A 12243-nucleotide genomic window follows, 5' to 3' on the forward strand; every position below is an offset into this window, starting at 1 on the left:
CTACTCCTGGTAGGCGTAGCGCTCCTCGCGCCACGCGTCCCCGCGCAGGTGGTAGCCGCGGGACTCCCAGAAGCCCCGCTCGGGCTCGGTGAGGTAGTTCCACCCCCGGACCCACTTGGGGCCCTTCCAGCTGTACAGGTGCGGGAGGACGAGCCGCATCGGACCGCCCCGCTCGTCGCTCAGCGGTGCACCGTCGTGGTGGGTGGCAAGCACCGCCCGGGGTGAGGCGAGGTCCTCGACCCGCACGTTCGCGCTGTAGCCGTACTCGGCGAAGACGAGGACGTGCTCGACGGCCGCGGCGGGCGGGAACGCCGTGAGGACGTCCCGCGCGGCGACGCCGGACCACCGCTCGTCCAGCGTCGACCAGCGCGTCGAGCAGTGCAGGTCCGCGACGACCTCGACCCCGCGCAGGCCGAGCACGTCGTCGAACGTGAGGGCGTGCTCGGCGCCGTCGGCCGTCGCCCCACCCACGGTGAACCGCCAGCGCTCCGGCCGACGGCGGGGCACCGGCCCGTAGTGCATGACGGGCGCCTCGGGGAGCAGGTGCTGCCCCGGGGGCAGGCTCCGCTCCGGTGGCACCTCGATGCCGCCGGGCCCCGCCCCCGCCCCCGTCACGTCACCCCCGGAGCATCTCCGAGACCGCGAACGCCATCTCGAGCGACTGCTGGTGGTTGAGCCGGGGATCGACGAGCGTCTCGTACCGGCGGCTCAGCGCGCCCTCGTCGATCTCCTCGCTGCCGCCGAGGACCTCGGTGACGTCGTCACCCGTGAGCTCGACGTGCAGCCCGCCGGGCACCGTGCCGGCCGCCTGGTGGGACTCGAAGAACCCGCGGACCTCGTCGAGGACCGTGCTGAACTGTCGCGTCTTGTAGCCGTTCGGCGAGGCGAAGGTGTTCCCGTGCATGGGGTCGCAGACCCACGTGACCGGGCCACCCTCGGCGCTCACGCGCTCGAGCAGCGGCGGGAGCACGTCGCGGATCCGCTCCGCCCCCATCCGCGTGATGAAGGTGAGGCGGCCCGGCTCGCCGGTGGGGTTGAGCTTGTCCATGAGCGCCAGCGCCGTCTCCGGCGTGGTGGACGGACCGAGCTTGACGCCCACGGGGTTGCGCACCCGGGAGAGCAGGTCGACGTGCGCGCCGTCGATGTCGCGGGTGCGCTCCCCGATCCACAGGAAGTGCGCGGAGGTGTTGTACGGCTGGCCGGTCCGGGAGTCGATGCGCGTCATCGCGCGCTCGTAATCGAGGAGCAGCGCCTCGTGGCTGGAGTAGAAGTCGACGGTGCGGAGGGCGTCGAAGTCGGCGCCCGCGGCGGCCATGAACCGGATGGCGCGGTCGATCTCGTTGGCCATGGCGTCGTAGCGCTTGTAGGCCGGGTTGGCCATGAAGCCGCGGTTCCACTCGTGGACGCGGCGCAGGTCGGCGAAACCGCCGCCGCTGAACGCCCGGATGAGGTTGAGCGTGGTCGCGGAGTAGTGGTAGGCGCGCAGCAGCCGACGGGGGTCGGGGATGCGGGACTCCGGCGTGAAGGCGTGGCCGTTGACGGCGTCGCCGCGGTACGCGGGCAGCGTGGTGCCGTCGCGCTCCTCGAGGTCGCTGCTGCGGGGCTTGGCGTACTGCCCCGCCATGCGGCCCATCTTGATGATGGGCAGGCTCGCACCGTAGGTGAGCACGACCGCCATCTGCAGGATCGTGCGGATCTTGTTGCGGATGTTGTCCGCGGTGGACTCCGCGAAGACCTCGGCGCAGTCGCCGCCCTGGAGGAGGAACGCCTCCCCGCGGCTCGCCGCGGCGAGCGACTCGCGCAGCTGGTCCGCTTCGCCGGCGAACACCAGGGGCGGGGACATCTCGAGCTCCGCGCGGACGGCGGCCAGCGCGGCGGCGTCGGGCCACGCCGGCTGCTGCGCGGCGCGCAGCTCCCGCCAGTGGTCGAGACCGGCGAGGACGTCGGGATCTGCCTGAACACTCACGCTGGCAAGGATAGGCGAGCGGCCCCCGCTCGCCCGCCACAGTCCAGCGGGTGGGCCGCAGGCGAGGCCGTCCGCCGCGCGGGGGTGCCTGCCGGGGCGGCGGGGGTGACCGCCTCCCACGTGGGGAGGCGGTCACCCCGCCGGGTCAGTCGGCGCTCACGCGCCGCCGGGCGAGCGCCAGGCCGCCGGCCGCGGCGAGCAGCAGCGCCAGCGCGGCGTACGCCGCGGCGGTGCCGGCGCCGGTGCTCGGCAGGTCACCGCCGGGCGCGGGCGCCCCGGTGGGCGCCGGCGTGGCGCCGTCGCCCGGCTGGTCGGGCGTCGGAATCACCGGCGCCGTGGGCTCCGCCGTCGGCGTCGGCGTGGGCTCCTCGGTGGGCGGCACCGGCTGGGCGACGTCCACCGTGAGCTCCGCGGCCGTGGCCCACGGCCGGTCGGCCACCTCGGAGAGCGCCACGAGGCGCACGTACCGGGCCTCGCTCACCTCGAACGGGATCCACCGCTCGTGCCGGCCGCTGCCCAGGCTCCCGTTCGAGACGGGCTCGCCCCAGGTCTCGCCGTCCGTGCTCACGTAGATCTCGTACTCGTCGATCTGACCGTTGTCGGCGTCCGTGCGCGGGTAGTACGTCAGCGCGCACACCCGCGTGAGCTCGCCGAGGTCGAGGTCGATGGTGTGCGGCGGGACGGGCTCGGCACCGGACCACTGCGTGTGCCAGAACGTCGTGAGGTCGCCGTCGATGGCGTTGACCGCGCCGGCGTCCTCACCCTCCACCTCCTCGCTGCTCACCGCGTGGATGCCGGTCGGGCTCGAGCCCGCCGGGGCGCAGGCGGCCTGCAGCGGGACGTCCGCCGTCGTCGAGGCCTCGGTGCCCGCGGTCCAGGTGACCGTCGCCGTGAGCGACGTCGACCGCGCCGCCGGGGCGCCCGGCCACTGCACGTCCACGGTGGTGGACGCGGACGTCCCCACGGGGATGTCCCCGAGCTCGACCTCGACGGGCTCGACCGTGCCGCCGTCGTCGACCTCGAGCTGCACCGTGAAGCCGGTGGCCCCCGCGGCGAACTGGTTGGCGACGGTCAGCGGGACGCTGACCCCGCCCTCGGCGTCGAGGAGCACGCGCTCGGGCGCCGTCACGGTGACGTCCTCGCTGCCGAGCTCGAGGAGGTCCGCGACGAGCACGTCGAGGACGCCGTCGCCCACCTTGACGCGGGCGTCGGCGGGCCACCGGTTCCGCAGCGGGTTGACGCGCACGTCCGCGGCGGCATCGGCGTCGGCCTGCGCCGCGGCGGCCAGGGCGTCCGCCGCGTCGCCGTCGCCGGCCATCCGGGTGCGGAGCGAGGCGACCGCGCCGGTGAGCGCATCGCCCCACAGGTCGGTCGCGTCGAGCCAGTTGGCGGCGTCGGCGACGAGGCCGTCGTCCGCCCCGGCCCGGATGGTCTCCGGGGCGGCGGCGAGGGTCTGCGCGTACTCGTCGAGCGCGGTGAGCGCCGCCGCGCCCTCACCCGCGTCCCAGGCCGCCCAGAAGTCCGCGGCCGCCTCGGCCAGGGCGGGGGCCTGCGGCTGCCAGGGCACGGAGCCGAAGGTCGGCGCCATCCGGGACAGGTCCGCGAAGACCTCCAGGGCGGCCGCCAGCTCGGCGTCGTCGTCGGCAAGGAAACCGATCGCGCTGCGCCAGGAGGCCTCGGCCTCGAAGGCGGTGTCGTTCCACGCGAAGTCGGCGACCGAGGCGACGACGAGCTGCGAGGCGTACGGCTGGTTCATCGGGTTGGACACGATGCCCGTGAGGTGCTCGGACAGGCCGTTGTCCCGGTGCGCGTACGGCCCGAGCAGGAGGCGGCCCGAGGTGTCCCCGAAGTCGTTGACCGGGTAGTTGTCCCAGAGGAAGACCTTGCGGTCGTACAGCCCGGCGACGGTCTGGGCGTCGGCGTTGGTGATGGAGCGCGGGACGACGTCCGTGCCCGTCCACTGGACGACGACGGCCGGGTCGAGCTCGGCGCGGAAGACGTCCTTGTACTCGGTGTCGGCGATGTCGCCGTACTCGGTGGGGACCATCTGGAGCGGGCGGGCGCCCTCACGCTCGGCGATCCAGGTGCGCTGGACGTCGTTGAGCAGGTCGACCTGGGCGGCCGCGGCGGTGGCCGGGCTGGGCGCACCGTAGGTGGTCTCGTCGGAGACGCAGTTCCAGCTCGTGTAGGCGATGTCGTCGAGCGCGATGTAGAAGGACCGCGCGCCGAGGTCGTAGATGGCGTCGAGCTTGGCCTTGAGGTCGGCGCGGTGCTCGGGGTCGGAGTAGCACATGGAGACCCCGGGCGAGACGGCGAAGGTGAACTGCACGTGGTGCGCGTTCGCCTGGTCGACGAGCTCGCCGAGCTGCGCCAGCTGGTCGGCCGGGTAGGGCTCGCGCCACTGGTCGCGGTGGTACGGGTCGTCCTTGGGCGCGTAGATGTACGTGTTCGCCTTGACCGAGCCGAGGAAGTCGATGTGCTCGAGGCGCTCTGCGTGGGTCCAGGGGCCGCCGTAGAAGCCCTCGATCGTCCCGCGCAGCGACATGGCCGGTGCGTCGGCGACGACGGCGTCGCGCAGGTGGGGGGCACCGTCGACGTCGGCGACGAGCTGGTCGAGGGTCTGGACGCCGTAGAACTGCCCGGCGCCGTCGCGCCCGGCGATGACCGCCCCGTCCGCGCCTGCGACGACGGCGTAGCCCTCGGCCGCGTCCGGCACGTCGGTACCCTCGTCGACGGCGTCCTCCCCGGCGGTGGCGAGGACGACGGCGAAGTCGGTGGGCGTGGTGCCGGGCTCGAGGACGTCGACGTCGGTGACGCCGTGGCCGTCGAGGACGGCGAGGAGCTCCGCCAGCGCGGCGGGGTCCGTCGTCGCCGTGGTGACGACGTCGACGCTGCCGAGCGCCGTCGCCCCCCCGGGGTAGCTCGCCCGGGCCGGTGTCGGCAGGACCTGCGGGGCGGGGAGGGCGGCGGCCGCGGGGACGGACGCGGAGGGCAGTGCGAGGGCACCGGCCCCGGCCAGCGCCAGGCTCACCCCCGACGCGATGATCGACCTTCTTCTCAAGGCACAACCTTTCATCTGGTCGCGTCGGCGCGAGGTGCGGCGGCGCCCGGCCAGTCTCTCGGGGCGCACGCGTGAGACCAAGCCCACAGCGATCGGGGTCCACACGTGTCGACGAAGGTCGAGCGGTACGAAGGTCGAGCGGTACGCGAGACGCCCGGCCCCTCGCCGCCCGCGTGGCGGGAGGTGAGGGACCGGGCGCCGGTGGCTCGGTGGAGCGGGTGCTCAGTGCTCCGCGGGGACGGCGGGGACGACGGCCTGGCCGATGTCGCCCATGAGGGTCTCGAACCAGTCCTGGGAGACGTCGAAGGCCTTGCCGCCGGCGATCCGGGGGAACTCGATGGCCCGGAGGGTGTCGTCCTGGCCCTCGTCGTGGCCGATGACGCCGGAGATGTCGGAGAGGGCGCAGTCGACGGCGAGGTCGGTCATCGTCTTGATGAGCGCGAGGTCCTCGTCGTTGGGAGCCGCGGAGCGCGAGAAGTAGCCGCTCTTCTGGACCATGACCTTCTCGGCGCCGATGAGCTGGGCGAACTGCTTGGCGAACCACTGCCCGGGGTTGATGGTGTCGAGCTTGACGTGGCCGAAGGGGTCGCGCTGGACCTCCTCGCCCTTGGCCTCGAGCTCGGCGATGATCTCGGGGACGCCCGCACCCTCGGACAGGAAGATGTTGACGTTGCCGATCTCGTCCATGACGGCGCGCAGGCGGGTGGCCTCGGCCTCGAGGTCGAGGGCGAGCTCCGGCAGGAACACGGCGTGGACGTCCCACCGCTCCTTGGACAGGCCGATGCTGGGGCTCCACTCCTGGGTGTCGAGCCACCCGCGGTACTTCGCCGCGGCGGCGGCGGTGAGCCACCCGCAGTGCCGGCCCATGACCTCGTGGACGATGAGCATCCGGGGGTTGGAGCGGTGCTCGCCGATGATGTTCTGGGCGAAGACGCTCGCCTGCTCGGCGGCGGTGATCGCGCCGAGGGACTGCCGGATCGGGACGATGTCGTTGTCGATCGTCTTCGGCAGGCCCACCACGGTCATGTGGTAGCCGTGCTCCTCGAGGTAGGCCGCGAGGTCGGCGGCGGTGGTGTTGGTGTCGTCGCCGCCGATGGTGTGGAGGACGTCGACGCCGTCGGCGCGGAGCTGCTCCGCGGCCACCTGGAGGGGGTTCTGGCCCTCCTGGACGAGCCCGCGCTCGACGAGGTTCTTGGCGTTGGTGAGCTTGACGCGGCTGTTCCCGATCGGGCTGCCGCCGAAGCGGTGGAGCAGGCCGGCCTTGGCGCGGGCCTCGTCGTCGACGACGACGCTGTTACCCGTGAGCAGCCCGTGGTAGCCGTACTGGTAGGCGATGATCTCCACGTCGGGGGCGACCTCGGTGTAGCGCTCGATGAGCCCTCCGACGGCGGAGGACAGGCACGGGGCAAAGCCCCCGGCGGTGAGCAGGGCGACGCGACGGACCGACATCGGCAACCTTTCGTTGGCAGGACGGGCCGCCGGAAGGCGGCCGTGCGGGGGGAGCCCCCGCGAGCATCCTAGTTGCGTCCCCCCGGACGGGCCTCGGGACCGGTGTCCCGCCCCGGCTCGCCGCCGTCGTCGGCACGCGCCGCGCCGGGCTCGGGCGCGTCGTCGGCGCCACCCGCCACGGTGGTGGGCGGCAGCTCGACGCCGGCGTCGGGAATGACCGGCATGCCGTCGGCGTCCGTGGCGACGGCGGGGATGCCGGCCGCCTCGAGCCGCTCCTTGCCCGCAGCCAGCTCCGCGTCGGTGGGCTCCGGCACGACGACGGCCGGTGCCGGTCGTCCGCCCGGTGCGCCGGGACCGGAGGCCGCGGCCTCCTTCTTCGCGGACAGGCGGGCCTTCATCGTCGAGGCGTAGACGTCGACGTACTCCTGCCCGGACAGCCGCATGATCTCGTACATGATCTCGTCGGTGATCGAGCGCAGGACGAAGCGGTCGTTCTCCAGGCCGGCGTACCGGCTGAAGTCGAGCGGCTCGCCGATGACGATGCCGATCCGGTGGAGGCTCGGGATCCGCTTGCCGATCGGCTGGGCGATGTTCGTCCCGATCATCGCCACGGGGATCACGGGTGCGCCGGACTCGAGCGCGAGACGCGCGACGCCGGTCTTGCCGCGGTACAGCCGACCGTCGGGGCTGCGGGTGCCCTCCGGGTAGATGCCGAAGAGGCCGCCCTCGCGCAGGCGCCGCACGCCCGTGGCGATGGCGGCCTCGCCCGCCTTGCCTCCGGTGCGGTCGACGGGGATGGTCCCCACGCCCCGCATGAACGAGGCCACCAGCTTGCCCTTGACGCCACGGCCGGTGAAGTAGTCCTGCTTGCCGAGGAAGACCAGCTCACGCGGGACCATGAGCGGGAGGAAGAACGAGTCGATGACGGCGAGGTGGTTGCTCGCGAGGATCGCCGGGCCCTCGGCCGGCACGTTCTCGGCGCCGCGCACCCACGGCTGGTAGAACACGCGCAGCACCGACCCGAGGGTCGCCTTCATCAACGAGTAGAACACGCACTCACCTCCGCGAGCTCACCCGGGCCGGTCCCGTGCTCGGAGCACTCTAGAGTGCTCAGCATGGCTGGACCTACCCGCGGCGGGGCCGGTGGCGACGATCCGGGCCGTGACGACATCGATGCGCAGTGGGCGGACCTCACCGCCCGACTCGGCGAGCTGCGCCTCCCGCCGCCCGCCGACGGCGAGGACGAGCCGGTGGCGCCGCCCGCGCGCCCGGCCCCCGACCTCGGTCCGCGGGACTACGTGCCCGGCGATCCCGGGCCCGACGACGAGGACGACGACCCGGGCCGCGACCTCGTGGACGGCTTCTCCCCGCCCGACCCGGACCCGATCTCCGGCGCGCACCCCGTCGTGGCGGTGGGCTGGTCCGCCGTCGTCACGGGGCTGGCGCTGCTGTTCGTGTGCGCGATCGTGTGGCGCACCGCGCCCACGCTGGTGTGGATCGGCGCGGTGGCGGCCCTCGTCGGCGGCGTTGGGCTGCTCCTGTGGCACATGCCCGCGCACCGGGACCCGGACGACTACGACGACGGCGCCGTCGTCTGAGCCGGGTCTGCTAGGCCGCCGGCGGCCGCCCGCTGGGGGCTGCCCGGGCCCGGCCGGCGGCTGACGCCGTCCGGATGCCCGCGCCGTCCGGATGCCCACGTGCGACGTACTGACGCACATACGCACCGGCGCCAGATGCACCGGCGCCCGGCGCCACCGCGTGAGCGGCGGGGCCGGGCGTCGCGCCTGGTGCGTCCGTGCCAGGCATCGCGCCTGGTGCGGCAGCGCGGGGTGCCGGGCGGGTCAGTGCCGGGCGAGGTCCGCCGCGCCGACGATGCCCGCCTCGTTGCCGAGGCGCGCGATCTCCAGCTGGGCCTCCGGGCGGAAACCCCGCGCCGAGAGCTGCGCGCGGAACTCCTCGCGGGCCGGCTCGAGGAGCAGGTCCCCGGACTCCGCCACGCCGCCGCCGATGACGACGATCTGGGGGTCGAGGACGGCGACCAGGTCGGCGATCCCGGCGCCCACCCAGTGGCCGAGCTGGATGACGAGCTCGCGGGCCAGCGGGTCCCCCTCCGCGGCGGCGGCCGTCACGTGCGGGCCCTTGACCTTCCCGCCGTCGGCGGCGGCGAGCTCCAGCAGGCGCTGGCCACGGCTGGCGTCGGTGATGATGGCGTTACGGGCCGCGCGGGTGAGCGCACGGCCGGAGGCGTACATCTCCCAGCAGCCCTCGTGGCCGCAGCCGCAGTAGTGGCCATTGGGCACCATGCGCATGTGGCCGATCTCCCCGGCCGCACCGAACGAGCCGCGCAGGAGCATGTCGTCGAGGACGATCGCGCCGCCGAGCCCGGTCCCGACGGTGAGCATGACCATGGACCGCGCCTCGCGCGCCACGCCGAAGCGGAACTCCGCCCAGCCCGCGGCGTTGGCGTCGTTCTCGATGACGATCGGCAGGTCGATGCCGAGCGCGAGGCGCTCACGCAGGGGGTAGTCGCGCCAGGCGATGTTGGGGGCAAACACCACGCCGTCCCGGCGGGGGCTGATGAACCCGGCAGCGGCCACACCGACGGCCCCGACGTCCCACTGGGCGCGGAGCTCCGAGACGGCCGCCACGACGGCGTTCTCGATCGCCGCGGGGTCCTGGGGGTCGGTGTCCCGCCGGGTGTGGGCGAGCAGGTTGCCGTCCTCGTCGACCACCCCCGCCGCGATCTTCGTGCCGCCGATGTCCACGCCGATGGTGTCCATGCTTCTCCCTGCTTTCCTGGTGCGTCGTTGCCCGGCAGCCCCACCACGCGCGATGAAGGGGACCGTATCGGTGAGTAATGGCGCGGCTGGGCACGGTTCTGCGGATATCGTGTCGCACATCACCGCCGCGCTACTGCCACTGGAGCCAGTATGGACGAGTTCCGCGTTCCCCTGCGTGTCACCACCGAGCCCACGATGAGCATCAGCGACCTCCTCATCGGCCACGCGCGCCACGAGCCGGGGCGGGTGCTCCTCGAGGAGCAGGTCGACGGCGCCTGGCGCCGTCACGGCGCCGCCGAGGTCCTCGCCGTCGTCGAGGCCACCGCGAAGGGCCTCATCGCCGCCGGGGTCGGGCCGGGCGACCGCGTGGCGATCATGTCGCGCACCCGCTACGAGTGGACGATCCTCGACTTCGCCATCTGGCACGCCGGGGCGGTGCCCGTGCCGGTGTACGAAACGTCCTCGGCGGACCAGACCCGCTGGATCCTCTCCGACGCCGCCGCGTGCGCGGTCGTCGTGGAGACCGCCGCCCACGCCGCCGTCGTCGCCGAGGCGCGGGACACCGATGGAGGCCTTCCGGAGCTGCGCGAGGTGTGGCAGATCGACGACGGCGCGCTGGCGCAGCTCGCCGCCCTGGGCAAGGACGTGCCCGACGCCGACCTCGCCGCCCGGCACGCGGCCGTCGGCCTGGCGGACCTCGCCACGATCATCTACACGTCGGGGACGACCGGTCGCCCCAAGGGCGCGATGCTCACGCACGGGAACTTCGTCGAGCTCACCCGCAACTCCGTCGCGGACCTCGCCGTCGTCGTCTCGAGCCCGGGGGCGCGGACGCTGCTGTTCATGCCCCTGGCGCACGTGTTCGCGCGCTTCGTCGAGGTCCTCGCCGTCGCCGCCGGCGTCGCGCTCGGGCACACGCCGGACACGAAGACGCTGGTGGCCGACATGGGCACCTTCAAGCCGTCGTTCATCCTCTCGGTCCCCCGCGTCTTCGAGAAGGTCTACAACTCGGCGGAGCAGAAGGCCGCCGCGGGCGGCAAGGTGAAGATCTTCCGGTGGGCGGCGCGCGTGAGCATCGCCTACTCCCGGGGCCTGGACTCCCCCGGCGGGCCCGGTGTGCGCCTCAAGGCGATGCACAAGGTCGCCGACGCCCTGGTGCTCAAGAAGATCCGTGGGGCCCTCGGCGGCAACGCGCAGTACGCCATCTCCGGCGGCGCCCCGCTCGGTGAGCGCCTCGGGCACTTCTTCCGCGGCGTCGGGCTGGTCGTGCTCGAGGGGTACGGCCTCACGGAGACGACGGCGCCGACGAACGTCGCGCGTCCCGGGAAGGTGAAGATCGGCACGGTGGGGACCCCGCTGCCCGGCACGGCGATCCGCATCGCCGAGGACGGCGAGATCCTCGCCTCCGGCATCCCGGTCTTCGCCGGTTACCACAACGACCCGGAGGCGACGGCGGCCGCCTTCACCGGTGAGTGGTTCCACACCGGCGACCTCGGCTCGATGGACGAGGAGGGGAACCTGGCGATCACCGGCCGCAAGAAGGAGATCATCGTCACCGCCGGTGGCAAGAACGTCGCCCCCTCGCACCTCGAGGACCCGCTGCGGGCCCACCCCCTGGTCTCCCAGTGCGTGGCGATCGGTGACCGTCGCCCGTTCGTCAGCATGCTCGTCACCCTCGACGCGGAGATGCTCCCCGCGTGGCTCAAGGCGCACGGGAAGGACGACATGCCCGTCTCGCGGGCCATGGCGGACCCTGACGTCCTGCGCTCGATCCAGCTCGCCGTCGACCGGACCAACACGAAGGTGTCCCGCGCAGAGTCGATCCGCCTGTTCCGGGTGCTCGAGCAGGACTTCACCGTGGAGAACGGCTACCTGACGCCGTCGCTCAAGGTGAAGCGGAACCTCGTCCTGGCCGACCACGCGGACCTCGTCGACCAGCTCTACGCCGACGCGGCCGCCGAGCGCGGGCGCGAGCAGGGCTCGGCGACGCACGCGTAACGGAGGCCTCGCGGTCCTGCGTGTCGCGGGCCCGGCCGGCCGGTGCGCTGGCTGGGCGCGCGCCGCCGGTCGCTGTCCGGGTCGGCGGCTGGGCGACGCACGCCTAGCCTGCCGCCGGTCTGGGCGGGGCTTTCGGACGCGGGGACGCCGCGTCCTCAGCCCGTCTCGGCGCGGACCATCCTCAGCGGCGGCACGAGCCCGGAGTCGGCGAGGACAGCGATCGCCGTCTGCTCGTCCTCCCCCAGCTCCGGCGTCGGCACCGCTCGTAACGAACCGCGCGCGCTTGCCGGCGGACCGACCGGAATGGTCAGAAACGTGACCACGCAGTCGTCGCAGGCGATGTCACGCATCGTGCAGCTATTGCAGTCGATCATCATGCTCGTGACCGTAGGACCGACCACTGACATTGCCCGGCGATGATCATGTGGACGGTTCGCGGGCTCGCGCACACACCGCTATTCGCACGGCACCGGCCGCCGTGCGCCCCTTACGCCCCGCCGCGCGCCCTTGAAGTGGTGCCGTACGCGTGGCCCACCACCCGGACGGCACCACTCAAGGGCGCACAGCCAAGATCATTAGCGGCCAGCCGCTCACGGCGACGCGTTGCTCCCATTCGAGCGCGTCACTCGCGGATCACCGGAGCGCGGGTAAAGCACCTGCTTGAGAGCACGAGCCATCGGCGCAGCGCCGGGGCCATCAGCGCTGAATGCACCGGGCGCCTCCTTTCCCGGCAGCAGGTCAGCGCCGCAATGGGTGAGATCGCGGTGCCTATAGCGCTGGAACCTCACCCATAGGGGCCGCCACCGCGGCGGGAGGAGATCCCGCCCCCCCGCCGTGCCGAGGCCGCCGCCCCGCACCCCCGCGCCATACCCCGCACCCCCCGCGCCCCGCCCCGGCGCCCCGCCGCGCAGCGTGGCGCGGATCGCTCCGCCCCGTAGCACCACCCCGGCGTGGCCCCGGCCGGGATGTCAGTGGCCGGTCGTAGCGTG

8 protein-coding genes and 1 pseudogene are annotated in these 12243 nt (G+C 73.4%); 2 read left to right on the forward strand and 7 right to left on the reverse strand.

Going from position 1 to position 12243, the window contains the following annotated elements; all coding sequences use genetic code 11:
* The 5 genes and pseudogenes from EBO36_RS08535 to EBO36_RS08555 form a co-directional block, all read right to left on the reverse strand.
* On the reverse strand, positions 1-615 hold the full coding sequence (locus tag EBO36_RS08535) for a molybdopterin-dependent oxidoreductase (RefSeq protein ID WP_241236939.1): 615 nt from the start codon (positions 613-615) through the stop codon (positions 1-3).
* Between the two features lies 1 nt (position 616).
* Positions 617-1966: a class II 3-deoxy-7-phosphoheptulonate synthase gene (locus tag EBO36_RS08540; RefSeq protein ID WP_122824227.1), complete on the reverse strand. Its 1350-nt coding sequence runs from the start codon at positions 1964-1966 to the stop codon at positions 617-619.
* Between the two features lie 145 nt (positions 1967-2111).
* Positions 2112-5027, reverse strand: coding sequence for a beta-N-acetylglucosaminidase domain-containing protein (locus EBO36_RS08545; RefSeq protein ID WP_222928701.1), 2916 nt, complete (start codon positions 5025-5027; stop codon positions 2112-2114).
* A 222-nt stretch (positions 5028-5249) separates the two neighbouring features.
* Positions 5250-6476, reverse strand: a complete 1227-nt coding sequence (locus EBO36_RS08550; RefSeq protein ID WP_122824229.1) for a pyrophosphate--fructose-6-phosphate 1-phosphotransferase — start codon at positions 6474-6476, stop codon at positions 5250-5252.
* A gap of 290 nt (positions 6477-6766) precedes the next feature.
* Positions 6767-7513 (reverse strand): annotated as a pseudogene (locus EBO36_RS08555) (lysophospholipid acyltransferase family protein); the annotation flags it as partial.
* Positions 7514-7591: 78 nt separating this feature from the next.
* On the opposite strand from EBO36_RS08555, the gene EBO36_RS08560 reads away from it, so the two are divergent.
* On the forward strand, positions 7592-8074 hold the full coding sequence (locus tag EBO36_RS08560) for a hypothetical protein (RefSeq protein ID WP_164471412.1): 483 nt from the start codon (positions 7592-7594) through the stop codon (positions 8072-8074).
* 243 nt (positions 8075-8317) lie between these two features.
* Here EBO36_RS08560 and EBO36_RS08565 read toward each other — a convergent pair whose 3' ends face one another.
* Positions 8318-9256: an ROK family glucokinase gene (locus EBO36_RS08565; protein WP_122824232.1), complete on the reverse strand. Its 939-nt coding sequence runs from the start codon at positions 9254-9256 to the stop codon at positions 8318-8320.
* Positions 9257-9406: 150 nt separating this feature from the next.
* On the opposite strand from EBO36_RS08565, the gene EBO36_RS08570 reads away from it, so the two are divergent.
* On the forward strand, positions 9407-11254 hold the full coding sequence (locus tag EBO36_RS08570; RefSeq protein ID WP_122824233.1) for an AMP-dependent synthetase/ligase: 1848 nt from the start codon (positions 9407-9409) through the stop codon (positions 11252-11254).
* Between the two features lie 155 nt (positions 11255-11409).
* Here the strand turns inward: EBO36_RS08570 and EBO36_RS08575 are convergent, their stop codons facing one another.
* Positions 11410-11631, reverse strand: a complete 222-nt coding sequence (locus EBO36_RS08575) for a hypothetical protein (RefSeq protein WP_122824234.1) — start codon at positions 11629-11631, stop codon at positions 11410-11412.
* Positions 11632-12243: the final 612 nt, after the last annotated feature.

The organism is Georgenia faecalis (assembly GCF_003710105.1).
In the GTDB taxonomy this organism is placed as follows: Bacteria; Actinomycetota; Actinomycetes; order Actinomycetales; family Actinomycetaceae; genus Georgenia_A; species Georgenia_A faecalis.